Source organism: Fictibacillus barbaricus (genome assembly GCF_031457135.1).
Classification (GTDB): Bacteria; Bacillota; Bacilli; order Bacillales; family Fictibacillaceae; genus Fictibacillus; species Fictibacillus barbaricus_A.
In genome coordinates this window covers 1-25,420 of the sequence record NZ_JAVDWA010000012.1, presented here as the reverse complement: position 1 = coordinate 25,420, position 25,420 = coordinate 1, and the positions used below count along the sequence as shown (strand labels likewise).

The 25,420-nt window shown below is 39.3% G+C and carries 28 protein-coding genes; 1 reads left to right on the top strand and 27 read right to left on the bottom strand.

The features are described from left to right. Window positions 1–378 precede the first annotated feature (378 nt). The 15 genes from J2X07_RS18975 to metG form a co-directional block, all read right to left on the bottom strand. Window positions 379–1,038 carry a 50S ribosomal protein L25/general stress protein Ctc gene (locus J2X07_RS18975; protein WP_310262498.1) on the bottom strand — a complete coding sequence of 220 codons (660 nt, stop codon included), beginning with the start codon at window positions 1,036–1,038 and terminating at the stop codon, window positions 379–381. A gap of 513 nt (window positions 1,039–1,551) precedes the next feature. Further along, entirely contained in the window at window positions 1,552–2,502 is a 951-nt protein-coding gene (locus J2X07_RS18970) for a ribose-phosphate diphosphokinase (RefSeq protein ID WP_310262495.1), read from the bottom strand. A gap of 31 nt (window positions 2,503–2,533) precedes the next feature. Beyond that, complete coding sequence (gene glmU / locus J2X07_RS18965) at window positions 2,534–3,916, bottom strand: bifunctional UDP-N-acetylglucosamine diphosphorylase/glucosamine-1-phosphate N-acetyltransferase GlmU (protein ID WP_310262493.1); 1,383 nt, start codon at window positions 3,914–3,916, stop codon at window positions 2,534–2,536. A 224-nt stretch (window positions 3,917–4,140) separates the two neighbouring features. Further along, complete coding sequence (spoVG, locus tag J2X07_RS18960) at window positions 4,141–4,431, bottom strand: septation regulator SpoVG (protein WP_310262490.1); 291 nt, start codon at window positions 4,429–4,431, stop codon at window positions 4,141–4,143. Between the two features lie 189 nt (window positions 4,432–4,620). After that, window positions 4,621–4,995 carry a RidA family protein gene (locus J2X07_RS18955; protein ID WP_310262489.1) on the bottom strand — a complete coding sequence of 125 codons (375 nt, stop codon included), beginning with the start codon at window positions 4,993–4,995 and terminating at the stop codon, window positions 4,621–4,623. Further along, the gene (purR, locus tag J2X07_RS18950) at window positions 4,995–5,825 is read right to left on the bottom strand and encodes a pur operon repressor (RefSeq protein WP_310262486.1); all 831 of its coding nucleotides are present in this window, start codon (window positions 5,823–5,825) and stop codon (window positions 4,995–4,997) included. Before purR ends, J2X07_RS18955 begins: the two co-directional genes overlap by 1 nt. Window positions 5,826–5,885: 60 nt before the next feature. Beyond that, the gene (gene ispE, locus J2X07_RS18945) at window positions 5,886–6,749 is read right to left on the bottom strand and encodes a 4-(cytidine 5'-diphospho)-2-C-methyl-D-erythritol kinase (RefSeq protein ID WP_310262484.1); all 864 of its coding nucleotides are present in this window, start codon (window positions 6,747–6,749) and stop codon (window positions 5,886–5,888) included. A gap of 146 nt (window positions 6,750–6,895) precedes the next feature. Continuing rightward, on the bottom strand, window positions 6,896–7,072 hold the full coding sequence (locus tag J2X07_RS18940) for a small, acid-soluble spore protein, alpha/beta type (RefSeq protein ID WP_310262481.1): 177 nt from the start codon (window positions 7,070–7,072) through the stop codon (window positions 6,896–6,898). A gap of 148 nt (window positions 7,073–7,220) precedes the next feature. After that, entirely contained in the window at window positions 7,221–7,481 is a 261-nt protein-coding gene (gene veg, locus J2X07_RS18935; RefSeq protein WP_066238125.1) for a biofilm formation stimulator Veg, read from the bottom strand. A gap of 196 nt (window positions 7,482–7,677) precedes the next feature. Continuing rightward, a complete protein-coding gene (yabG, locus tag J2X07_RS18930; RefSeq protein ID WP_310262473.1) occupies window positions 7,678–8,544 on the bottom strand; it encodes a sporulation peptidase YabG in 867 nt (288 codons plus the stop codon). A gap of 87 nt (window positions 8,545–8,631) precedes the next feature. After that, window positions 8,632–9,507, bottom strand: a complete 876-nt coding sequence (rsmA, locus tag J2X07_RS18925) for a 16S rRNA (adenine(1518)-N(6)/adenine(1519)-N(6))-dimethyltransferase RsmA (protein ID WP_310262470.1) — start codon at window positions 9,505–9,507, stop codon at window positions 8,632–8,634. A 7-nt stretch (window positions 9,508–9,514) separates the two neighbouring features. Beyond that, window positions 9,515–10,078: a ribonuclease M5 gene (gene rnmV / locus J2X07_RS18920; RefSeq protein ID WP_310262468.1), complete on the bottom strand. Its 564-nt coding sequence runs from the start codon at window positions 10,076–10,078 to the stop codon at window positions 9,515–9,517. Window positions 10,079–10,641: 563 nt separating this feature from the next. Then, window positions 10,642–11,850, bottom strand: a complete 1,209-nt coding sequence (locus J2X07_RS18915; RefSeq protein ID WP_310262465.1) for a ubiquitin-like domain-containing protein — start codon at window positions 11,848–11,850, stop codon at window positions 10,642–10,644. A 216-nt stretch (window positions 11,851–12,066) separates the two neighbouring features. After that, the gene (locus J2X07_RS18910) at window positions 12,067–12,834 is read right to left on the bottom strand and encodes a TatD family hydrolase (protein WP_310262462.1); all 768 of its coding nucleotides are present in this window, start codon (window positions 12,832–12,834) and stop codon (window positions 12,067–12,069) included. Between the two features lie 177 nt (window positions 12,835–13,011). Then, entirely contained in the window at window positions 13,012–14,982 is a 1,971-nt protein-coding gene (gene metG / locus J2X07_RS18905; RefSeq protein WP_310262459.1) for a methionine--tRNA ligase, read from the bottom strand. A gap of 604 nt (window positions 14,983–15,586) precedes the next feature. Here metG and J2X07_RS18900 point away from each other — a divergent pair. Further along, window positions 15,587–15,871, top strand: a complete 285-nt coding sequence (locus J2X07_RS18900; RefSeq protein ID WP_310262457.1) for an AbrB/MazE/SpoVT family DNA-binding domain-containing protein — start codon at window positions 15,587–15,589, stop codon at window positions 15,869–15,871. 249 nt (window positions 15,872–16,120) lie between these two features. Here the strand turns inward: J2X07_RS18900 and rsmI are convergent, their stop codons facing one another. The 12 genes from rsmI to cspC form a co-directional block, all read right to left on the bottom strand. Beyond that, complete coding sequence (gene rsmI / locus J2X07_RS18895; RefSeq protein WP_310262454.1) at window positions 16,121–17,005, bottom strand: 16S rRNA (cytidine(1402)-2'-O)-methyltransferase; 885 nt, start codon at window positions 17,003–17,005, stop codon at window positions 16,121–16,123. Further along, window positions 16,980–17,273: a GIY-YIG nuclease family protein gene (locus J2X07_RS18890; protein WP_310262452.1), complete on the bottom strand. Its 294-nt coding sequence runs from the start codon at window positions 17,271–17,273 to the stop codon at window positions 16,980–16,982. Before J2X07_RS18890 ends, rsmI begins: the two co-directional genes overlap by 26 nt. Then, on the bottom strand, window positions 17,263–18,003 hold the full coding sequence (locus J2X07_RS18885) for a tRNA1(Val) (adenine(37)-N6)-methyltransferase (protein ID WP_310262450.1): 741 nt from the start codon (window positions 18,001–18,003) through the stop codon (window positions 17,263–17,265). The genes J2X07_RS18890 and J2X07_RS18885 overlap by 11 nt, the downstream gene beginning before the upstream one ends. 300 nt (window positions 18,004–18,303) lie before the next feature. Then, entirely contained in the window at window positions 18,304–18,657 is a 354-nt protein-coding gene (gene yabA / locus J2X07_RS18880) for a DNA replication initiation control protein YabA (RefSeq protein ID WP_310262448.1), read from the bottom strand. Window positions 18,658–18,671: 14 nt separating this feature from the next. Continuing rightward, window positions 18,672–19,502: a PSP1 domain-containing protein gene (locus tag J2X07_RS18875; RefSeq protein ID WP_310262445.1), complete on the bottom strand. Its 831-nt coding sequence runs from the start codon at window positions 19,500–19,502 to the stop codon at window positions 18,672–18,674. Between the two features lie 4 nt (window positions 19,503–19,506). Then, entirely contained in the window at window positions 19,507–20,496 is a 990-nt protein-coding gene (gene holB, locus J2X07_RS18870; protein WP_310262443.1) for a DNA polymerase III subunit delta', read from the bottom strand. 12 nt (window positions 20,497–20,508) lie between these two features. Beyond that, window positions 20,509–20,949, bottom strand: coding sequence for a YaaR family protein (locus J2X07_RS18865; RefSeq protein WP_310262441.1), 441 nt, complete (start codon window positions 20,947–20,949; stop codon window positions 20,509–20,511). 29 nt (window positions 20,950–20,978) lie between these two features. After that, a complete protein-coding gene (locus J2X07_RS18860) occupies window positions 20,979–21,308 on the bottom strand; it encodes a cyclic-di-AMP receptor (RefSeq protein ID WP_310262438.1) in 330 nt (109 codons plus the stop codon). A 15-nt stretch (window positions 21,309–21,323) separates the two neighbouring features. After that, window positions 21,324–21,968, bottom strand: a complete 645-nt coding sequence (tmk, locus tag J2X07_RS18855; RefSeq protein WP_310262436.1) for a dTMP kinase — start codon at window positions 21,966–21,968, stop codon at window positions 21,324–21,326. After that, window positions 21,965–23,404: an aminotransferase class I/II-fold pyridoxal phosphate-dependent enzyme gene (locus J2X07_RS18850; protein WP_310262433.1), complete on the bottom strand. Its 1,440-nt coding sequence runs from the start codon at window positions 23,402–23,404 to the stop codon at window positions 21,965–21,967. Before J2X07_RS18850 ends, tmk begins: the two co-directional genes overlap by 4 nt. Window positions 23,405–23,522: 118 nt before the next feature. Further along, window positions 23,523–23,717 (bottom strand): sigma factor G inhibitor Gin, encoded by a 195-nt coding sequence (locus tag J2X07_RS18845; RefSeq protein WP_310262430.1) that lies wholly within the window; start codon window positions 23,715–23,717, stop codon window positions 23,523–23,525. A gap of 738 nt (window positions 23,718–24,455) precedes the next feature. Beyond that, a complete protein-coding gene (cspC, locus tag J2X07_RS18840) occupies window positions 24,456–24,656 on the bottom strand; it encodes a cold shock protein CspC (protein ID WP_066292827.1) in 201 nt (66 codons plus the stop codon). Window positions 24,657–25,420 lie beyond the last annotated feature (764 nt).

The following is a 25,420-nucleotide window of genomic DNA, read 5'->3' as shown; positions in this document are numbered from 1 at the left end:
GAGGTCAAAAGTTTAATGGTCCTGAAGGCAAAAAGCGCCTTCTTAGCCCATTTCCCTTTTGCTTGTCGGGGCTGAACAAACCGCTTCCGCTTTTCGGACTGCCCGCCTGTCCCGCAGGAGTCGCGCACCTTTCCCTTCAATCAACTTTACAATGAAGAACTGCAAACCCTTTCTGTAGCAACATTCAACAATCTTTTAGAAAAGCGCCAATCATAAAGAAAACATGGCTGACGCCAAGCCTTTTCCGTCAGCTTTAGCTGCACTTATATTATTGACCTTTTACCTTTTACTTAATGCCGAATTGAACGCCGCCTGTTAACAAATGATATTTTCTGATACTAGAAAAAAACGCAGCTATTTAAGCTGCGCTTTATCCATTTATTCGTCTTTCTTGTCTTCTTGACTATCTTGTGCAACAGATTCAGATGATTCTGGTGCATCTCCAGCTTCATCTGCTTCTTCTGTTTCCTCATCTGTTTCTTCATCTTGAAGTTTAGGAGGTACCACACTCACGATTACTTCATCTTCTTCATGAAGAATTTCATATTTGTCCCCCGTCGGCAAATCCTTTACTGTTAAAGAATCACCAATTTCAAGAGAATCCACGGCTACTTCAAGCTGTTCAGGGAAATCAGCCGGCAATGCCTTAACTGAAACTTCAGCAAGGACACGCTGCAAAATGCCACCTTCTTTAACTCCTGCAGAATCACCTGTTAGAACAACAGGAACTTCCGCTTCTGTTTCTTTATTTAAATCTAACGCAATAAAGTCTATGTGTGTGATTGCATTTTTTAATGGATGTACTTGCATTTCCTGTACCATGACAGAATAATTCTTTCCGCCCACTTTTAATTTAAGAATGCCGTTTTTACCGACTTCTCTATAAGCCTTAATAAATTCTGGCTCATCTACTGATAGGGAGACTGACTCTGTTCCATAGCCATAAAGGTTTGCTGGAACGTGCCCTTTACTTCTTAATTCAGTTAAAAATGATCGTTTATCTGTATTACGTTTTTCGACTGTTAAATTAGTTGCCACTTATAGTTCCACCTTTCCTATTTCGGGTCTCTATTAAGGATTACCCGAAGTGGTCGGTTTTAAAACTTAAAGTTTAATCGCTAGTCTCATTCAAAGGTGCAATATTGTTGTTTTCGAAAATAGTTGATCTCCGTTCCAGGATGCTCGCTTTCCGCAGGGGGTGCGGTATTCGAGGAAGTATCTTTGCTCCTGCGTCTGCAAGCATATCAATCCAAGCAGGCTTCCTCGTCGCATGCCTTGCAAGGAGAATTTTCATGTGGCTGGCACGCTGCGCGCCATGAAGGGTCTCACCTGTCCCACTCATCCTGCAGGAGTCTCGCACCTTACACTTCATTCAACTCGTCGATGAAGATAACGTATAAAAAGCGTCAAAAGCAACAAACTTTAAGAAAAAGTTTGTTGCTTTTGACAAATTACTATTCGATATAAAAACTGATTTCTCCGCTCAGAGTGCTGCTCCAGCAAAATTCTCGCATTTTTTGTTGCAATTAATTTTTTATCGTTTTTTAAATCTTAATCAAACAGCTTAGAAACTGACAGTTGTTCGTGTACACGAATGATTGCTTCACCAAGTAATGGTGCTACTGAAAGCTGTGTTACTTTGTCAATTTTCTTTTCTTCTGGAAGAACAATTGTATTTGTTACGACTAATTCTTTAATTTGAGAATTTTGGATGCGGTCCATAGCCGGTCCTGAAAGAACAGGGTGTGTACAGCATGCATAAACTTCTTTAGCGCCATTTTCAACTAAGGCATTTGCAGCTAAAGTAATCGTTCCTGCTGTGTCGATAATATCGTCGATTAAGATGGCTGTCTTTCCTTCGATATTACCTACAATGTTCATCACTTCTGAAACATTCGGACGAGGACGTCGCTTATCAATAATAGCAATCGGCGCCTTTAAACGGTCTGCCATTTTACGCGCTCTCGTTACACCGCCATGGTCCGGAGAAACGATAACGATATCATCCAGTTCCTTGTTATCAAAATAATTCGCTAAGATCGGCACACCTAAAAGCTGGTCTACCGGGATATCAAAGAATCCTTGAATCTGAGGAGCATGTAGATCAATTGCGATTACACGTGTTGCTCCTGCTGTTTCCAATAGGTTAGCAACAAGTTTCGCCGTGATTGGTTCACGAGCACGTGCTTTACGATCTTGTCTCGCATATCCATAATAAGGCATAACAACATTGATCGTTTTTGCAGACGCACGCTTTAGTGCATCGATCATAATTAAAAGTTCCATTAAGTGCTGATTAACAGGGTCGCTCGTGGATTGAATGACATAAACTTCACACCCGCGAATACTTTCTTCAATATTAATCTGAATTTCCCCGTCACTAAATTTCGTTACAGAGCTTTCTCCCAGTTCAATACCGATGTGCTGAGCAATCTCTTTTGATAATTCTTTGTTTGAATTTAATGTGAAAACTTTTAATGTAGGATCTACATACGTACTCATTGATGGATTCATCCTTCCCCACTCTTAATATTTATTGGTTTTGTTTTTCTTTAAGCTTTTGAACATAATTCTCTTTAACCGTTTGACGGGCTCTTGCAATCGATAATGATTCAGATGGCACATCCTCCGTAATGGTAGAACCTGCTGCAACATAAGCATTTTTCCCAACCGTTACAGGAGCTACAAGGTTAGAATTACAGCCGATGAAAGCACCATCTTCTACTTTTGTAAGGAATTTGTTTTTTCCATCATAATTAACTGTAATGGATCCACAGCCTAAGTTTACATCTTTACCAATCTCAGCATCACCAATATAACTTAAATGAGAAGCTTTGCTGCCAGTGCTCATAACAGACTTCTTCACTTCAACAAAGTTTCCAATCTTCACATTGTTTTCTAAGACAGATTTTGGACGAATATGAGCAAAAGGACCAATCGCTGTATCGTTACCCACTTCACTGTCGTGGACAACAGATTGACGGATTGTATTTCCGTTTCCAATTACACTGTCTTTAATTTCTGAATGCGGACCAATGATGTTTTCTTCTCCAATTTTTACATTCCCTAAAATAACTGTGCCTGGATAGATCACAGTATCACTTCCAATTTCTGCATCATCAGAAATATACGTTTGTTCTGGATCAATCAAGGTTACGCCATTTCTCATATGACGTTCATTAATGCGCTTTTTCATAATGCTTTCTGCTTGTGAAAGTGCTACCCGATCATTTACACCTAATGTTTCGTTAAAGTCAGGTGTTGTATAAGCAGCAATTACTTCTCCAGCATTCTGAAGGATTTCAATAACGTCTGGCAAATAATATTCACCTTGAACATTATCATTGTTCACTTGTTTTAACGCTTCAAATAGTGCTTTATTATCAAAACAGTACGTTCCTGTGTTGATTTCATTCACCATGCGTTCTTCTTCTGACGCGTCTTTATGCTCCACATTACGTTCAACAGTCCCTTGACTGTTACGGATGATACGCCCGTAGCCTGTTGGATCTTCAGGCTTGGCAGTAAGGATTGTTGCTTTAGCTCCCGTTGACTGATGTTCAGCGATTAGCTTTTCCATCGTCTCAGACTTGATTAAAGGCGTATCACCGCAGACAACCAAAGTGATTCCTTCTTCGTTTGCTAATGCTTCATCTGCTTGCATAACTGCATGTGCTGTACCGAGCTGCTCTTCTTGCAAAACATACTCAATTTGATCGCTGCCTAGTTGATCTTGAACTTTTTCAGCTCCATGACCGACAACGACAACCATTTTCTCCATCTCCAGAGAGTTAACCTGATCCACAACATGCTGAACCATAGGCTTTCCGCACACAGAGTGTAATACTTTATATAATTTGGATTTCATTCTTGTTCCTTGACCTGCAGCAAGAATGACCGCATAACGTTTTGTCATAGTGAACCTCCATCCATCTTCCTATTTCTAAACATACCATTACGAATATATCTTAAAAGAGTGGGCATTTCAAGGAGTGGAGGAGGATTGTCAATGGATTGATAAAAAATCGGAAAATTCACAGGCAATATATGTATCGAGGAGAACGCTTTCCATACAAAAAATGGGCAAATAAAAAGAACCTAATCATTGTAGTTGACCAGGTCCTCAATTCTTATAAGGAATTAAGAAGCTCCTGCTTCTTCTAAAGCAGACTCCATTTCTCCCATACGGTGATATTCTGTTAATACCGCATTTTGGATCTTCTCACGAGTTGTTGAAGTGATCGGATGCGCGATATCTCGGAACTCTCCATCTGGTGTTCGTTTGCTTGGCATAGCCACGAACATTCCATTATTGCCATCAATTACACGAATATCATGAATAACAAATTCATGATCGATTGTAATGGAGGCAATCGCTTTCATACGGCCTTCTGTATTTACACGGCGTAATCTAACGTCTGTTACTTCCACTTACAAACACCACCTTTTTCCAATAATAAGAACGTAATACTACAATTCTTCAACATTTTACAAAATCCTTCTTTGAATAATAAAAATTTTTAAAAAATTTAAATTAGAGGTTTATATAATGAAATATCGGTTTTAAATCATCACGGTTAAATGAATATAGGCAAAAAAAATAAGCCCCTTTGGAGGAGCTTATTTCACAACTGCAATCACTTCAATTTCAACTTTTGCATCTTTTGGAAGGCGTGCTACTTCCACACAAGAGCGTGCTGGTTTATGCTCAGAAAAATATTGGCCGTAAACTTCATTTATATCTGCAAATTCATTCATATCTTTAATGAAGACAGTGGCTTTGATCACCTGATCTAGTGATGAACCCGCTTCATCTAAAACAGCTTTTAAATTCTGGAATACTTGATGAGTCTGTTCTTTCACATCGCCTTCAAGCATTACTCCGTCTTTCGTAAGCGGAATCTGACCTGAACTAAAAAATAACTGATTTAATACGATCCCTTGAGAGTATGGGCCGATTGCTGCAGGTGCTTCTGAAGTATGAACTGTTTTCATTAGGCATTCCCTCCATTTAAAAAATAATTTCCTTTTTCAACCTCAATTCGATTCTCTTTTTCATTCACTTTAGCTAAACGGGCAATCGAAACATAATCATCTACTAACCGTTCCGATACTTCCTGTGCTTCTACAAGAACTCCAATCCCTTCAATATGAGCCTGAAATTCTTCAATTAAACTGATCATGCCTTTGATCGTTCCTCCGGCTTTCATGAAATCATCAATAATCAGCACGCGTGCCCCTTGTTTGATGCTTCTTCTTGCTAGTGCCATCGTCTGGATTCTTTTTGTAGATCCAGAAACATAATTGATACTGACGGTTGAACCTTCTGTCACCCTGCTGTTGCTTCTTACGACAACGACTGGAACGTTCAAATAACTTGCTACTGCATAAGCGAGCGGTATCCCCTTCGTCGCGATCGTCATGACGACATCAATCTTTCGCGAAGAAAAAATGGAGGAAAATAACCGGCCCACTTGGTTAACAAGTCTTGGGTTACCAATAATATCTGTTACATACAAATATCCTCCAGGCAAGATGCGGCTTGGATCTTCTAATAGCTGAATCAACTCACTCACTGTTGTTTCAGCTTCTGCTTGATCGATGCCAGGAATATATTTAACTCCGCCTGCTGCACCTGGAACCGTTTGAACCAACCCTAATCCGTGCTGTTCAAAATGATCTTTAATAATCGCTAAGTCTTCACTGATAGAAGATTTTGCGGATTCATACCGTTCAACGAAATAGGACAAAGGAATGAGCTGATGGGGATGGTGAAGTAGATAGGCTGTTAAATCTACCATTCTTCCGCTTCTTTTTAATTTCATAATATCCTCCAAAACCGAATGTTTGAAGATAATATAACATTTTTATACGGATTTTATCAATCATTCCCCTAAAAGACGAACCGCATAAACTTCATGGCAAAATCCTCTAAGTCCGTTATAAACCCTTTGAAGTCTAGACTCATGCTGAAACAATCCGAATACGGTTGGACCGCTTCCGCTCATTAATACAGCATCAGCACCTAGCTTCATCATTTGTTCTTTTATATGCTTTACTTCCGGATACATATGGAGGGTAACGGATTCTAATACATTTCCTAACAAATTGCAGATTTGTTCATAATCCTTTTCTTCAATGGCGCGAACCATTCCATCTACATCTGGATGTTTTACATGTTTTAGCTTTAAATTACGATATACTTCTCCTGTTGAAACACCGATTGGGGGTTTAGCTAATAAAACCCAGCATGGCGGCGGTGACGGGATGTGGTGAATCTTCTCCCCGCGCCCAGTAGCTAAAGCAGTTCCGCCATAAACACAGAATGACACATCAGAACCGATCTTTGCTCCTAGTTCTGCCATTTCGTCCATAGAAAGCCCTAAGCCCCAGAGTTCGTTCAGTCCTTTTAAAGTTGCAGCCGCATCACTGCTTCCCCCCGCTAAACCTGCAGCAACAGGAATATGCTTTGCAATATGTATGGAGACACCTTTTTTCACGCCAAACTTTTCTTTTAGAAGCTTAGCTGCCTGATACGCCAGATTTCTTTCGTCTAAAGGTACAAAACCACCCGAGCTCTCAATTTTAATTTCATCTGTTTCTAATAAAGTCAGTTCGATTCTGTCAGCCAAATCAACTGTGGTCATGACCATAGCAACTTCATGAAAACCATCTTCTCTTTTTCTTAACGCATCTAGAGACAGATTAATCTTTGCCGGAGCTTTAATGGATACTTTATTATTCGTCATCTTTATCCCTGCCTAAAAATCTTACACAATTTTGATATTTTTAATAGTAACACAGTATGATGTGTTATATGTAATGAAAATCAAACATATAGCAAAACCGGAGAGCTGTCTCTACTCCCCGGTTTATCCATATCGCATCATGTTGCTTATTTCGATTTATTTAAACCTTGTTCAGCTATCTCCAGTGCGCGTTTCACCATATTGCCAGCATCCTTCGAGCTAATGCCTCCCCAGCCTTCACGCTGTACCGTATCATAAAACCCCAGTTCTTTTGCAATTTCTGTTTTTAGCGCTTCCGACATCATCGGTTTTTTCCCGCTCATGATGAAACCCCCTTTCAATGATGCGATACGATTAGTATCTCCAGAAAAGGGGGTTTAGTTGCTCTAACTTTTATATATGTATGTTTTAATTTAGGTGTTTTCCTTAGGTGCTATAAAAAAAGGGTAAAAAAATAGCAGTAAAAAGTTCTTACTGCCCGATTGCTGCTTGTGTATCTTCTAAGAATGTAAGTTCTACTGTTTCTGTGAGTACATCCGCGTAACTATAAGAAACACGTTCAAAAGCGTTGGTGTCCTGATCTAATTTGATAATAAAAACCGCTGGGTATGTTTCTTCAAGCGTCCCAAGTCGTTCGATTGTTTTGCGTCGTCCGCCGTTAGCCCGTAAAGAAAGTCTTCTACCCACGTTAGACTCTAAAGAGCGTCTAATGTCAACAATTGTTTTACCCATTTAGGCTCCACCTCACTTAGACAAATTATAACACAAATCGTGTTTATTTGTCAAAATAAAATTTTTATTATAGCAAGCAAAGTAATTTCATGTCAATGACTTATTATCCTTTTTTTACTTTTTTTAGTATGGCTCCTATTTTATTTTTTATGTATAAAACAGGAGAAAAGCGAAAAAACCCCGGAAATCCGGAGTTTTAGGGCTTTGTTTTAATTGGCATTCCTGTTCTGAGAAACCCTTTTGATTCGACACCACCTAAACCTTCTTTACCGGTAAGTGTGTTTCTCAAAACGTCCATAACGTTCACTCTGTCCATAAAAGAGGTTAAACTAATTTTCGACACGATGTATACAGGATCAAGTGCATGTATGTTAATCCGGGCTGGTGAACTCGCAAAGTTGGATCCCACTTTAATGAGCGACTCAAAATGGGATTGGCATGCACCGGCAAATATCATAAGATGATCAAGATTTGTATACTTTCTTCTAACTTCTCGAACGGTTCTAATAAAATATTTAGTATGGCGGTATGCATTTACATCAGAGGTGTCGCCTTTGGATTTCAAATAGGCATCATGACCCGTGATTACGAGAATGTCTGGTCTGACTTCTTCTACGAGTGCTGGAACTTTATCAGGCATCTCTGTTTCTTTCATATGGATCCCATACACCGGAACACCAAGCTTTTTATATAGTTCTAAACATTTATTTAAATAAAGCGGATCTCCGTCAATGTGAAGGACTCTGCCTGGCAGTTCAAAGTAAGATTGGTCATACTGATACCCATTTGTCGAAAGGTACTCCCTTTTTTGTCTAAGTAAGTAATAATCTTGCCTAAAAAGCTTTAATGATGATTCTTCTTTCTCTTTTACAACTTGACGGTGTTCAGACATATGCTTATCATCTACAACAAATAAATCGTCAATAGGAGCATCCGCCCATAACCTGAGCTCTTCTCCTGCTAGTTCTGCAATGGTTCGATCTTCACTAAAACCTACTATCCGGAAAAGCAAATCACGTTTGTAAGAATTCCTGCTTACAATGGATCCAATCTCTAGTTTCATTTTACTCCCCCTATTTGGAGTAACAAGCTCCTCTGCTCAGAATGTTCCTTTTATATGAGTATGTTTGGGCAGGGGGAATAATGAGGTTTATTTTACAAGCGGCAAAAGAGCATCTGCCAATTTACCGAATTCTTCTATTGTTAATGTTTCTCCGCGGCGTTTAGGATCAATTCCGATCTCATCTAAAATCATTTGAAGATCTTCTTTCTTCTCTTTTGAAACCACCCCGCTGATCAAGTTATTCCAAAGTGTTTTTCTTCTTTGCGCAAAAGAAGAACGGACCACTTCAAAGAAGAACTTCTCATCTTTTACTTTAACAGCTGGTTCTTTTCGAATCGTCAATTTAATGACAGATGAATCCACATTAGGTGCGGGTACAAAAACAGTTTTAGGCACCTTAATCATCGTTTCCGCGGTTGCATAGTATTGGATGGCTATCGACAGGGAATTGTAATCCTTCGTTCCTGGCGATGCAGCCAGACGGTCAGCCACTTCTTTTTGGATCATACAGACGATTCCTCGAATCGGAAGCTTATCTTGCAGTAATTTCATGATAATCGGAGTCGTCACATAATAAGGCAGGTTCGCTACGACCATTAAATCTTGCCCTTCTTCAAAATGCTCAGAAATCACTTGATGAATATCAGCCTTTAGTACATCTGAATGAATCACATCAACGTGCGGATATGGAGCTAATGTTTCTTGTAAGATTGGCAATAGCCGCTGATCTATCTCAAAGGCTACTGCTTTTTTTGCAGACCTTGCAATAAATTCAGTTAAAGCCCCAATTCCTGGTCCGATTTCTATAACACCAGAATCCTCTGTGAGTTCTGCTGCATTCACAATATTATTTAATATGTTGCGATCAATTAAAAAGTTTTGACCTAAGCTTTTCTTAAACGTAAAACCATGCTTTTCTAATATGGCTTTCGTGGATTGGGGAGTTGAAATGTCTTTTCTCATGCCCGTCCTATTCCTCCTCAGTTCTATAGAGCGCCTCTAAGGCTTGCTGAAATTCTTCACGTGTAACACGAAACATATTTAAACGCTTATGCAATTGTTTTGCATTCATATAACCGATCCGCAGCTGTGAGCCTATTAACTCACGTCTCCTTTTTGAATCAGGGCCGCCCGTTAAGCCTGCTGCTATTAAATCTTCCCATGGAATCGTATCAATCTCTTCTCCGACCATTTCTTCTCTTACGTGAGATAATGCTGCAATGATCGCCTCGTTTGTAGCGTGTTCTACTCCAACACCCTTGTCTCCCTTGGCAATTGCATCTTCTTTTGCTAGGTAGGCATGCTTGCAGCCAGGAACAAATTCAGAAACGATCTGGCGAATTCTTTTACCCGGAAAATCAGGATCTGTAAATACAATGACCCCGCGTCTTTCATAAGCTATTTTAATTCGGTTCAAAGTGTCCTGACTGATTTCAGAACCATTTGTTTCTATTGTATCTGCCATTACTGCCCGTTTAATGGCTAATGTATCACACTTGCCTTCAACCACTATTATTTCTTTAATTTTTTTCATGATTTCCTCCAAAACGGTGAAACCTTTTTCAGTTTAGTTGCGTCTAATGGGTAGAACGAAAAAATAATCTTTTACTAGTATAACCCAGGCGTCAAGAAAGTCTAGATTCGCATATGTAAATCACCATTTTAGCTGCTTATTTATTGTTTAAAACGGTAATCCTCCGGGAAAACTTAACCTAAGTAAGATCGACGCTTATCATTCAAAAAAAGTTGTTCATATAGAAACGAGCAAAACTTGCACGAAGACAGCGAGTTGCGACGAGTAACCGCAGGAGCAGCGAGAAGGTCGAGGAAGTGAAGTTCAGAGGAGCGGAATGTAGTAAACCTACGTGAGCACCGCAAGAACATAACAGACGAAGAGATTCGACGCTTATCAATCAAATAAGTTGTTCATTTAGAAGCGAGAAGGTCGAGGAAGTGAAGTTTTGAGGAGCGGATTGTAGTAAACCTACATGAGCACCGCAAGAACAAAACTGACGAAGAGATTCGACGCTTATCAATGAACAAACACAAAAAAGCACAGGGATTATAGAACCCCCATGCTTAGTAATCATTTTGTTATTACTTAATGATTCGTATTCTTATGGTCTTCCTACCCCAGCTCTCGGCTTGAGATTGAGATGAAAAGAACACATCAATTCTATTGCCTTTAATCGCTCCCCCAGTATCTGAAGCAATGGCATATCCGTAGCCCTCAACATAAACCTTAGAGCCAAGTGGAATAACGCTCGGATCCACGGCAATTACTTTTGCTCCTGGATTCGCTTTTAAATTAAAGCCTGTTGCTGTTACACCGGAACATCCTGAACAATTAGCAGTATAGGCAGTACTATTCACAACAATCTCTCTGTCCCCTGAATTGCTAGGTGCCTTACTACGTGAAACAACCGGCTGTGGTTTTGGCTTAGCTTTTGTACCGATCGCCACAATTTTATCTTTACTTTCAGTTAACGTTTTTGTCGTAACGAGTTTTCTGGAAACCTCTTTTCCGTTTTCCTTAACAACCTCGAAACTTTTTTGCACTTTGCCTTTTTCGCCGTCTTGAACGACACTCTGTTTCCCTTGTGTTAACCCGCTATCTTTGCGGTTAACCGTAGCAAACGGTGTTTCTTCTTCCACTACATCGGTGACCTTTTCTACTCGGATGACATTAACCTGCGTTTGGCCAGTGATTTTCTCTGTCTTTACAGGCGATACTTTATCTAATTCACCTAATGATACCTTTTGTTGCTTCAAAAGGTCAGCGACGGTAGTCGAAGTGGTCCAAACTTGCTGTGATTTTCCACCAACAACAAGATTAACCGGAAATGCTGATTCAATCTCTACGTTTGTATGATTTTGAATTTTAGCAGTAAGACCTGGCTTAATGACATCATGGTCATTTAGCGTTAACTGTTGTTCTTTAACAAACTGTTCAACAGTTTTTGCTGTCGTCCAAACGGATTTCTTTTTCCCGTCTACATTCAGGACAACTTTATTCGCTTTAACATAATCAATCTTCATGTTGTCTTTTACCTTGGCGTTTAGCCCTGGCCTGACTAGATCATGCTTATTTGGATTTATGTGATTTTCGCTTAGAAGTTCTCTTACAGTGTCTGCATGAGTGTTAACTTCCGTCTTCTTACCGTTTAGCATAAGTGAAACTTCAGACTTTGTCGTGTTATATCCTACAAATCCTGTTGTTACTGCTAAAACCAGAAGAGCGGCTACAGAAAGAGATAGTTTCTTTCTGGTAAAACTCGAGAACAAAGCAATCATGTTTTTGTACATCAGTTTTCCTCCCCTACAAGCAATGCATTATAAATATCTTTTTTCTCTCTGTCAAATCACCCTCCTTTTCGTCATTAATTGACCCAAGGCTAATTATGAACGGAAAAGAAGGAAAAAGGGAAGAAAAAGAATTTGACAAATTCCCTGTCCCTTTTGTCATATTTTGAAAGATTCTTGCGATATTCTTCACATATTGCTAGTATCCGACAACATCTCTTATCGAGATATGTTAAAAATTTTAAAAGCATTGTCGGAAGTTTTTTTGATGATCTCCTCAAGTGGAAGCTCTTTTAATTCTGCCAATGTTTGAGCGACGTATTTTACATAAGATGGTTCGTTTCTTTTTCCTCTCAATGGATGAGGACTTAAGTAAGGACAATCCGTTTCAATTAAAAGCCGGTCCATAGGAACATCCTTCGCGACTTCCTTTGGCTTTTTGGCATTCTTAAACGTTACTGGTCCACCAAAGCTTATGTAAAAATTCATTTCCATACATTGACGGGCAACCTCAATGCTCCCGCTGTAGCAATGCATAATACCGCCAACTTCATGAGCATTTTCTTCCCTTAAGATATCAACAACATCTTGTGTAGCTTCCCTGTTATGAATAACGATTGGGAGCTTCACTTTTTTGGCAAGCCGGATTTGGCGCCGAAACACCTCTTTTTGAACGTCTGCAGGTGACTTGTCCCAATGATAATCAAGACCCATTTCTCCAAGAGCAACTACCTTTGGATGTGCAGCAAGTTCTTCAATCCATGCCAAATCTTCATCGGTCATGTCAATTGCATCTACTGGATGCCAGCCGACACAAGCATAGATGAAATCATATTCTTCAGCCAGTTTCATCGCTCCGCGTATCGTTTCACGATCAAAACCAACAACAACAATATGGGTAACTCCTTCATCCAGTGCCCTCTGAATGACCTCTTGCCGATCTTCATCAAACTGTATTGCATTGATGTGTGCGTGTGTATCAAACATAGCAGACAATCCCTTCAACTTTACAAATCTTATCACAATTACCATTCAATTGGGTAACAACCGTATTACAATATAATTACATAATGGGTATTAAGTCCTATTTTACCTTTAAAAAACCTAAACAATTCTAGTCTTTAGCACTAAAAAAGCAGGGATACCATCCCCGCTTTTCTTCATTTATTTCACTTTTGCACCATTCGGAAGAGAAGGATCAACGGTTGCTAATGTTAATTGTCCTTCAGATGATCCAGCTAAAATCATACCTTGAGAAAGTTCACCACGTAATTTAACTGGTTTTAAGTTTGTAACGCAGATCACTTTTTGGCCTACAAGGTCTTCTGGTTTATAATATTGCGCTATTCCAGAAACGACTTGTCGTTTTTCATACCCTAAATCTAATTGAAGCTTTAATAATTTATCCGTTTTTTTAACAGGTTCAGCTTCTATAACAGTCGCTACCCTTAAATCAACTTTCATAAAGTCATCGATTGAGATTTCAGGTTTTTCATCAACAGGAGCTGTTTCTTCTTTCTTTACTTCTGGCTTTTGTTCTTCAGGAGCGGCAAGAGTGCTTCCCATTGAATCCTTGATAAACTGAACTTCCACTTCTGTTTCTAAACGAGGGAAAATCGGATCTCCTTTTGCAATAGATGTATCAGCAGGAATTATGCCGAATTCTTTTAAAGATTCCCATTCTGTAAGGTTGGAATTTGAAAGTCCAAGCTGATCCCAAATTTTTGCTGGTGTTTCTGTCATAAACGGCTGGATCAGCACAGAAACGATACGAAGGGATTCAGCAAGATGATACATGACGCTAGCCAGTTCACCTTTTCTTGCTTCATCTTTCGCTATTACCCATGGCTGTGTCTCATCGATATATTTATTCGTTCGGCTGACAAGCTGCCAAATCGTTGAAAGAGCAATTGAAAACTCAAGTTTTTCCATTGCCTCTTCTGTTTTTCTCACAGTCTCAGAAGCAAACTCTTCCAATGTACCGTCAAATTCTGTTACGCGTCCTTCATAGGAAGGAATCTTCCCATCAAAATACTTTCCGATCATCGCGATCGTACGATTCAACAAGTTGCCTAAATCGTTCGCTAAATCTGCATTTACTCTGTCAACAAAGCTTTCCGGAGTGAACACGCCATCTGAACCGAATGGTACTTCACGAAGCAAATAGTAGCGCAATGGATCTAATCCATATCGATCAATAAGTACATTCGGATCGACCACATTACCTTTAGATTTCGACATTTTTCCATCTTTCATTAATAACCAGCCGTGAGCGATAACTTGCTTTGGCAGCGGAAGTCCTAAAGCCATAAGCATTATCGGCCAATAAATCGTATGGAAGCGCACTATTTCTTTACTCATTAAATGTACATCAGCAGGCCAGTATTTTTGGAACTTCTCATCGTTATCACTGCCATACCCTAAAGCAGTAATATAGTTAGAAAGCGCATCGATCCATACATAAATAACATGCTTTGGATTCCCTGGTACTTTTACACCCCAGTCAAAGGATGTACGAGATACAGCCAAGTCTTCTAATCCTGGTTTAATAAAGTTGTTGATCATTTCACGCTTTCGAGATTCTGGAAAGATGAAGGAAGGATTTTCTTCATAAAAAGCGAGCAAACGGTCTGCATACTTGCTCATACGGAAAAAATAGCTTTCTTCTTTTACTTTTTTGACTTCGCGTCCGCAATCTGGACACTTTCCGTCTTCAAGCTGTCTTTCCGTAAAGAAAGATTCACAGTCTGTACAATACCATCCTTCATATTCACTCAAATAAATATCATCCTGATCAAGAAGCTGTTGAAAAATCTTTTCGACAGAATTTTTATGACGTTCATCAGTTGTACGAATGTAATCATCGTAAGAAATGTTCATCTTTTTCCACAACGCTTTAATATCATCAACGATTCCGTCTACATATTGCTGCGGGTGCAGTCCTTGTTCATTTGCTTTCTTTTGGATTTTTTCTCCGTGTTCGTCTGTTCCTGTTAAATACATAACGTCAAAACCTCTAAGACGTTTATATCTTGCCATCGCATCTCCGGCAGTTGTCGTGTATGCGTGGCCGATATGAAGCTTCCCGCTAGGGTAATAAATCGGTGTTGTAATATAGAATGTTGGTTTTGCCATGATTGCAGCCTCCTCAAGGTATTCTCTTTATAGGAAAAAAAGCCCCTCAATTTAGGGACTATTCGTCTTTTAAACAATTAGAAAAAAATAACACTTACGGAAAATGTATCTTTTTTACAAAAACTATAAAAAACTGTTTACATTAGGACATAAAAGTAAAAAAGCAAGCGAAAGATTTCTATGTAAATACTTTCATTATTCTCTTTTCTTCCTTCAAAATATACCTAATGCATCGAAAGTGTGTCAAGGTAAACAGGCTTAAGGTTGAAAGGAATAGATGAATAGTATTTTTTGTTGTTAGTTTTGTCGAAATTTGACGATTCATCACAATTCCATTTTCCAGTAATATTTTTTCATCTTTTACACTTATTTGAATTTTTTATGACAATATATGAATAATTCTTCCATTATCATGTTTAAGAAGTATTATTAAAAGGTATATAACAAAGAATTCAACTGGTAAAGTTCTGAAAAATGTTTATGTCAAAACTATTGACGGCAATTGGAAATCTTGGTAAGATGTACTCGTAAGATTTTGTCGAATTCTGACGATTGATTGAGATAGATAGGGAAATATTTTTATATATTAGGAGGAGAAAATTTTATGAAATCTACAGGTATTGTACGTAAAGTTGACGAACTAGGACGCGTGGTTATTCCGATCGAGCTTCGCCGTACTCTAGGTATTGCAGAAAAAGATGCTTTAGAAATCTATGTGGATGACGACCGTATCATCCTTAAAAAATACAAGCCTAACATGACTTGTGCAGTAACTGGTGAAGTTTCTGATGACAACTACACAGTTGCCGGCGGAAAAATCATCCTTAGCCGTGAAGGTGCTAAAGAAGTTATGGAAGAACTTCAAAAGCAATTACAAACTGCAAAGTAATCCAATGAACATCAAGAGCCTTCGCTTAGAAGGCTCTTTTCTTTTTGTCTCTTTCTAATAGATTGTAGTTTTTGAATCGTATTGGTCATTTTCATCATTGACATGTTGGAGTGGAAGGTGCGAGGCTCCAGCAGGAGAAGCAGGACAAGATAGACCACTCAATGCGCGCGCCGCGGAAAGCGAGCACCCTGAAACGGAAATCAATGGCTTTCAAAGACAACAATAAATGCGAAACAGTTTTTATAAAAACTACAACCCGTGATATTCTTGATAAACGTCCCTCTTTGGTACATTACGGTCAGTAGCCGCTGATTTAATAGCATCTTTCGGTTTTTCACCTTGATTGATATAGTGCTCAACATGATCTGTTATGGACAATGCTTCCCACCACGCTTCAGCTTCTTCATCTTGAAAATCTTTATTGCCGCTGCCTTCAACGACTAAACAAAATTCTCCTCTGATCTCAGCATCTCCTTGATTTAGAAAATCTGAAACTTCATTTAGTGTGCCGCGTGTGATTTCTTCAAACTTTTTTGTCAGTTCGCGAACGACTGCAATTTTACGGTTCTCCAATACTTCATTCATCGCTTTAATGGTTTCTTTTAGACGATGTGGTGCTTCATAAAACAACAAAGTGGAAGGAAATCGCTTAAGCCGTTCTAACTCTTCCTTTTTTTCTTTTTTCCCTCTAGGCAAAAAACCATAGAAGGTAAATAGTTCTGTATCTAAACCAGACGCAACGAGTGCCGGTAAAGCTGCATTCGCACCTGGCAAAGGAATAACCGGAATCTGTTCTTCTACACATTGAACAACAAGTTCATATCCGGGATCTGAAATTCCCGGCATGCCTGCATCTGTTACTAATGCGATTTGTTTGCCTTCTTTTAAAGCCTCCAATAACTTCATTCCGCTTTGCATTTTGTTATGGTCATGATAACTCGTCAAAGGGGTGCTGATCTCAAAGTGGTTGCATAGCTTTTTTGTTTGTCTCGTATCCTCAGCAGCGATTATGTCGGATTCCTTTAGCAATCGAACTGCACGGAACGTCATATCTTCCAAGTTTCCGATAGGTGTTGGAACAAGGTACAAGGCACCTGACCCATTTTCATTATGGAAGCTCTTTTGTTGCCACATATGAAACACTTCCCTCATTTATTATTCGCTCTTTCGCAGATCGGTTCAGTTTTTTTATTGCAAACTCTGCTTTCATCGCTTCTGTTTTTGTTTGAAAAGATTTCTGATACACTAGCCGGAAAGGTCCTCTTCCTCTTGTATATTTTGCACCTTTTCCTTCTTCATGTTTACGCAGCCGTTGAGAAAGTTCATTTGTATAGCCTGTATAGTATGTACCATCTTTGCATTCTAGAATATATACAAAGTGATTGTCTTCGTTATTCCCCATAGAACATCCTCTTTAACTCCGGCGTATATTCACCATCGTTACCATATACAGTCAGGGGCGGCAGAATGTGCAGATCAGGTCTGCCGTTCTTTAAACCTTCTATTAAAAGCATATTCGCTTCACTGTCTGCTTTTGGATAAATCAACTGCAGCTTTTTAGGCTCAAGCTGATAGTGTCTCATGTATGCTAATATTTCCATAAGACGGTTCGGACGATGAACCATCGACACTTTTCCGCCTTGTTTCACAAGCTGGCTGCTGACACGAATGACATCTTCTAATGAACAATGGATTTCATGCCTGGCAATGGCTAAATGTTCATTTAGATTGTAATCTTCTTGATTCATGGAAGGAAAGTAAGGCGGGTTGCACGTCAGCGCATCGAATGTTCCATATCCATAGTGGGCAGGCGCTTCTTTTATATCACCTAAATCGATCTGAACCTGTTTTGTTAATTCGTTTAACGCCACACTTCTTTGGGCCATGCTATACAGCTTTTCCTGTATTTCCACTCCCGTTATATGAGCATTAGATCTCTTGCTTAGTAGAAGAGCAACTGCACCATTCCCGCTGCAAAGGTCGATAATCTTCCCCTTTTGTATCGGAACCCAAGCAAAACGGCTCAACAAAACCGCATCCAATGAAAAGGAAAAAACAGAAGGGCTTTGTATGATTTTTAAATCCTCGTGTACTAAGTAGTCAATTCTTTCGTTTGGAAGGAGCTGTGTCACATAAACTCCCCCTTTCTTCTGATAATAAAGTTGTTTTCGTAACCTTTGTTGCTTTTGAAAGTGGTTGATTTCCGTTCCAGGATGCTCGCTTTCCGGGGGGGGGTGCGGTGAGCCTCCTAAGCGCTTTGCACTTGCAGAAGTCTCACCTGTCCCACTAATCCCCCAGGAGTCTCGCACCTTGCACTACAATCAACTTGGTCCTTAAGAATATGAACTAGATGTGCCAATAGCAACAATCTCTTAGAAAATAGCCTTTAGAAAAGAACTAATAATAAAAAGCCTTCCCCTTAGGAAAGGCGTTTATTTCTTATTTAAAAATGAAAGACAGAACAAACAATCTCCCTCAGAACGAATACTTCCGTAGTGAAGGTTGCAAATGTGGAATCCTTCTTGGTACAGACGAGCTAAGTTATCATAACCTTCGCCGATATCGGTTGATTCTTTTTTCCCCTTAGAAGTTGAAGTACTTATTTTCGTACTTCTTTTTCCGTCGCGGTTTAGTTTGTTTCTCAAGTTTTCATTTTCCATCATGAGATGGTGGTTTTCTTCGATTAGTGCCGCTAAATGGGTTTTTAAATCCTCAAGCTGATTCGACAACTCTGTAATTTGCACTTCCATTTGCACGACACGGGAAAATACACTCTTTTTTTCCAAGAATTCCACCTCTTTTACTCTGTGGCCTGACTGATTAGTTCCTCTTTATTGCCTGCTAGCTCGTCCAATGTAAATTCTGTTGTTCTTTCCATTGAAGGGATGTTTACTTGTATCAGTTTCTCAAGTAAGTTCAAGCCAACAACGCGGCCAACACCATGAGGCGTCATAATTTCCTCACCCACATCAGGCATTTCTTCTTTTGCTTCTTCGTAATAGTCATTTTCATACTTTAAACAGCACATTAAACGGCCGCAAAGCCCGGATATTTTGGCCGGATTTAATGATAAGTTCTGATCCTTTGCCATTTTGATCGAGACAGGTTCAAAATCTCCTAAAAAGGTAGAACAGCAAAGCATTCGCCCGCAAGGACCAATACCGCCCAGCATTTTTGCTTCATCTCTGACACCGATTTGTCTGAGTTCGATTCTAGTTCTGAAGATAGAAGCTAGATCCTTTACTAGTTCACGGAAATCTATTCTTCCATCTGCAGTGAAATAGAAGATAATTTTGTTTCGATCAAATGTATATTCAACATCGACCAGCTTCATGTCCAGCTGGTGCTCAATGATTTTTTCCTCACAACTATTAAACGCTTCCTTAGCGGCTGCTTTATTTTCTTCTACAGATAATATATCTTTCTGTGTCGCGAGCCGAACGACTTTCTTTAAAGGAAGAACAACATCATTCTCCCCGACTAGTTTCTTATCGATAACTACCTTGCCATACTCAATTCCACGCGCTGTTTCAACAATGACGAACGCGTCTTTTTTCACTTCAAGGTCGCCGGGGTCGAAATAATATACTTTACCCGCTTTTTTAAAGCGGATTCCCACTACCTCATACAAGGTTTTATCCCTCCCGTAATCGTAAAACCAATTGCTCCATCACCATAAGTGGGCTCACATTGCTTCTGAGTCTCGATTGAGCAGTTAAAATCGATTGCAGTGCTTCTCCCGTCTTCCGCTGGGACGTTTGAAGAGCCTGGTGCTCTAATGCTTGAAGCTGATCGAAAAACACAACGTTTTCCGTCTTTGATAAATGTATAGATAAAAGATCCCGATACCAGATCAAAAGTAAGTTTAAAGCTAATCGTAACTGTTCTTTTTCTTTGAAAAAACTAAGATATTGATCTTGTAATACTACAAGACAATAGTCAGGCCGCTGCCTTAGTTCCTCTGTCAATTGTATCACTTTGGCTCTTGCTTGTGCAAACCACTCTTCCCTACAAATTTCGAGCGCTTCTGCATAATCCGACGTGAGCGAAGAAGCTAATGCCGCAATCGGCTTAGGTATTTCTTGATCTATCAGTTTTTGTAAAATCCCCTCTGGTGCAAGGGGAGAGAAAGATAGCGTTTGTGCCCGGGAACGGATCGTTTCAAGCAGATGGTGTACCTGCTCCGTTAATAATAACGCGATTGTATCCGAACCTGGTTCCTCCAAAAATTTCAGCAAACTGTTGGCAGCTTGGACAGTCATCTTATCTGCATGTTCGACAATGTATACTTTTTTTGAAGATTCCATTCCACTATAAGCAAATTCTTTTTGCAAGCTTCTAATTTGATCGATTTTAATGGACTGCCCGTCAGGAGTAATGATATGTACATCTGGATGGTTGCCGGATGTTATCCTTTTACAATTTGAACAGTTTTCACACGGTTCTCCATCGATGGCATTTTTGCACAAAAAAGCTTTTGCTAATACTTTTGCAACAGCCATCTTACCTGTTCCATGTGCTCCTTCAAAAATATAGGCATGAGCGAGGCGCTGCTTTTTGATGCTGTTCTTTAATTGTTTAACAACACGAGGCTGTGTCTTGCTCGTTTCTTCCCAGCTCACCATCTATTTCACCTGCTACGTATATAAATTCACTAACAACCCTTTGATTTCACCGATTTTGTCTAAAAGATGGATGGATTCTTTTTCCTGGCTCAGTACCATTTCGGTTACTTGAATCAATCCTTCATCCACTTCCTTCACAAGTTTCAGTGTTCTTGATCTTCCTTGTTCATTCCAGCTTTTGTTTTGCTTTAATTGCATTCCAAAATCAACGGCTTCTTTTACAAAGCGCTGGACTAAGTTCTTATAAACCTGCAAGTCACGTACGGTTTGGGATTGAAGCAGTCTTTTTCCTTGTGTTTCAATATCTCCCAAAAGACGAGTCAACTGTTCAGACTGCAGTTTATCACTTTGTTTCGAGATCGTTTCTCCAAACGAGATCGATGGTTTCTTATCTGTTTTCCCATCATTTTGTTTCGTATCAAGAACAGGCCGGATATCTTGACCAATTTTCATAATTATCCCTCATTAGAAGTTTGATTGTATTAAAATTGCTGAAAGTTTTCAACCGGCAGAACAAAAACGGTAGCACCGCCAACTTCTACTTCAACTGGATAAGGAACGTACGCATCTGCATTTCCGCCCATCGGAGAAACTGGAGCAACCATTTGATTGCGGCTTTTGCAATTTTCACGAATGATGTCCATGACATCCTCTATTTGAGCATCTTCCACTCCAATCATAAACGTTGTGTTTCCGGCTCTTAGAAATCCACCTGTTGTAGCGAGCTTTGTGGCGCGGTAATCCTTTTCAACAAGTGCATCTTGAAGTCGGCTGCTATCTTTATCTTGAACAACGGCTATAATCATTTTCATGGCAAATGCCTCCCTTTACTTTTCCTTATGATTCGCTAAAAGTACCTCTAAATCCTTTGCGATCTCGAGAAACACTGTATCTGGATCTTGTTCTCCGTTTATACGGATAATTCGCTCTGTATTGTTTGAAAAGATATGCTGAAACCCTTCTCTAACACGGTCATGGTAAGTAAAATCTTTTTGTTCAATACGGTCCAGATTGCCATCCCCATAACGAGCTTTCATTCTTGACCTGCCTACTTGAGGAGAGACATCAATAAAATAACTTCTGTCCGGTACTAACCCGCTAGTAGCGATATTGTTTACTTGTAAAACACGCTCTTCTCCCACACCAAGGCCAAACCCTTGATAGGCAAGTGAAGCATCAACAAATCGGTCACATAAAACAACCTTTCCCTGTTCTAAATTAGGAATAATTTTTTCGTGAACGTGCTGAGCTCTTGATGCTGCATACAGTAATACTTCTGTCAGATCATGCATTTCCTGATGTTCAGGATCTAAAATCAGTCCGCGAATCTTATCACTGATCCTTGTTCCGCCTGGTTCACGCGTTTGGATAAAATCAATATGATGCTGAGCCAGATAATCAGCCACCTTTGAAACTTGTGTTGTTTTTCCTGATCCATCTGGACCTTCTAGCGTAATAAATAAACCTTTCAATGCTCTTGCTCCTTACTGATATCAAATACATACATCTCGCCGTTCTCGGTCGTTCCCTGGAACTTGGCACCTTTATCTTTTAAAGAAAAATATAGACGAATGCTTTCTGACGTAATTTTCTCTCCTTTTGCGATTAAAGGAATTCCTGGAGGATACGGTATGACCGCCTCAGCTGCTATATAACCTGCCGCAGCTTCAATTAGCATTTTTTGAGGATGCATTTTTTTCATTTGTGTATACGTGAGCTCCAGCATAGTTACAGCCGGGAATACAGGTACATTATTTTCGAATAATTCTTTATTTCTATATATCGAAAGCTGATCTGATAATTTATGAAAAACTTTCTTTAAGTCAGTTATTGAATCCATCATGCCAAGAGGAAGCACTAACAGTACATTCCGATCATCAGCTAGTTCAGAATATATTCCTTCTTTTTCTAAAAGACTTTGAAGTTCATATCCTGATATTTCCCTGTCTGACTGAATCGTAATCTTCAATGGATCTGACACATATCCCTTTAAATTTTTTACAACATGAAGATGGGGCAATGAATGGATAAATCCCTTAAATGTCTGTGACTGGTTTATGATGTTTGTTACGTCTTCATCCGATAGACTCTCCATATATAGACGGCTTAAGTCCAGTGAAGCCATCACGAGATAAGAAGGGGAACTCGATTGAACCATCTGCAAAGCATGTGATAAGCGATAGGCGTCTATGCGATTGCTATTTACGTGTAAAAAGGCACCCATCGTTAAAGCTGGGAGGGTCTTATGCGCAGACTGCACAACAACATCCGCCCCTTGTTGTATCGCCAAGTTCGGCATACCTTTTAGTCCGAAATGTGCTCCATGTGCCTCATCCACTAAAACGATTCCGCCTTTGTCATGAATGATCGAAGCAATATCCGATATATCTTGCTGCATTCCGTAGTAAGTGGGGTTTGTGAGTATGATACCCTTTGACGCTGGAAATTCCCTTAAAGCTTCTTTTATTGTTTCAACCGGAACTCCTAATGCAAAACCGCCCTCTTCATCCACTTCTGGGGATAAAAAAACAGGTGTAACACCCGCAAGCTCAAGACCATTAAGAACTGATTTATGACAGTTTCTCTGAACGAAAACCACATCATCTTGTTTAAAAGAAGCCAATATCATTGCGAGATTACCTGCTGTACTGCCGCCAATAAGAAAATAGCTTTTACGCACACCATAAAAAGAGGCAAGCTGTTCCTGGGCTTCTTTAATCACGCCTTCTGGATGGTGAAGATCGTCGAGTCCATTTAGTTCTGTTAAATCAAGAGGTAAAACCGAATTAAAAAAAGCTGCTCCAGACTTCTCGAATATTTTGCCATTTTTATGACCCGGAACGTGAAAAGACCAGTTATTGTTCTTTGTATGATGAACTAACGCTTCAAATAGCGGTGCATTTTTCATATATAAAAATCCTTTATCTTATACGTATGTAATGTCCTTACACATACTTCATTCTATCATAGATGCTAGCCTCAAAGAATTTTAAGACACAAAAAAAACAGGCTGTTTTGCCTGCTTTTTAGGATGATGCATTTACCAATTTTAGTTTTCTTAGCTGAGATAAATAATGTTTATAGTAATCATCGTTTGTTTTTGCAGTGAGAATTTTTTGTTCACATTCCTGGCAAATAAATTGATGAAGAATGTGTAAGCCTTGATTCTTATTTTCCTCACAAACCATGCACGTTTCCCCGTATTGTCGTGTCATCTTCATTCTTCCACCTCCATAATGCCATTGTTGCCAGAATTGTTTATCGATATACGTTTTTTCAAATAATTTGAAGTTTCTTTTAAAATGTATGAAATTCTGGCTCTTGTTGTGTCTGTCTTTATGGTAATCGAGAAAATAAACCAAGTATGTGCTTCTTATATAACCTTTTATCCCCGGTGGGACAAGGCTTTAAACAGCTGAATGTTCTATAAACTGCATATTGAAATAAAATTACAATATTTACAAGTATTGGACTTAAATGTTAGAATATTATGAAAATAGAGGGGAGGTCATTTCATGAGAAAAATGCTTTCAACTTTGATTCAATTTGCCGTAGCAAGATGCCCGCATTGCGGTGCATTAGCCAATGGGTGTAAAGGAAGCTGTGACAGCTGCGGTAAAGTATTTCGTTAATGAAGAAGTGGATATGATATCGATCAAATGACTTTTTAAAAGAAACATTTGCTTACCATTCTGCATTAGTCATTCTCTATGGTATACTGTAAACAAACCTTTGAAACTTAAATCTTTTTACTTACCTGTTCCATCGCCCTGCTCGATATTTCGAGCAGGGTTTTTTATTGTGTTTATTGAAAGGCTGCTTTAGTAGACTTGGTAACCTTCTATTACAACGAGACGAATAGTTGATTACCTTTTTACGTTGATTTTAGAAAAGAGCCTAAAAAAAGACAACAAAAAAAACAGGCTCTATACAGAACCTGTTTAATCATTCATATAGAATTATGCTTTTTGAACGTTAGCAGCTTGAGCTCCACGAGCACCTTGCTCAACGTCAAAAGTTACTTTTTGGCCTTCGTCTAAAGACTTGAAACCATCAGTTTGGATTGCTGAGAAATGTACGAATACATCGTCTCCGTTTTCGCGTTCGATGAATCCAAAACCTTTTTCTGCGTTAAACCATTTTACTGTACCTTGTTCCATGTTTGTTGCCTCCTAGTGCGTTACCACACAAATATATTACTATCCTTGCCCATAGTGATTCTCAAGAGTGAAAATCGAATCTCATACTATCGTTAACACCGAACAAAAATAATTCTATATTCATCATAACAGTAAACAGGAGATAATGCAAACCCATATGATGTTTGATTGAAGAAGTGCGACAGATTTGCCTTAAATGCGGGTAGCGAATTTTGTTGAATCATGTCGGTTCGTGGTTAAACCAAAATTAACGTGGATAAATGGCCGCTGACCGTGGAATTATTGATGATTACCGTGGATATAGGGAGTTGCGTGCGCTTTTAGGGGTTTGTGTTGAGATATTTTTATAAGGTTGGAAGATGGAATGGTCCATCTTCTTCCTTTATAGTCTTATTTCAACTTGTTTTTGGAAAAGTTTTTAGCTTTTTTTAGCCGAATCTTACTTCTCCATACGAAAAGGAAGATGGATCGTCATCCATCTTCCTCCTCTTTATTATCTTTTTAGCTCTGAACTGGATATTCCCACACTTTGCTTTGACAATCCCACATTTTTTGATGGCCATCCCACACATTTCAGCTTGATTCCCACACTTTTTCATGAGAAACCCACGAACCGCCATCAATCGACAAGATCATAAGAAGATGTATGGATCATCTTCCACCTTTTTTGGTTCATTTCTTATTTTTTCTATACAAAAAAAGAAGATGGATTTTCATCCATCTTCCTCGTTTGCTCAGCGACGTCCTACTCTAACAGGGGGAGA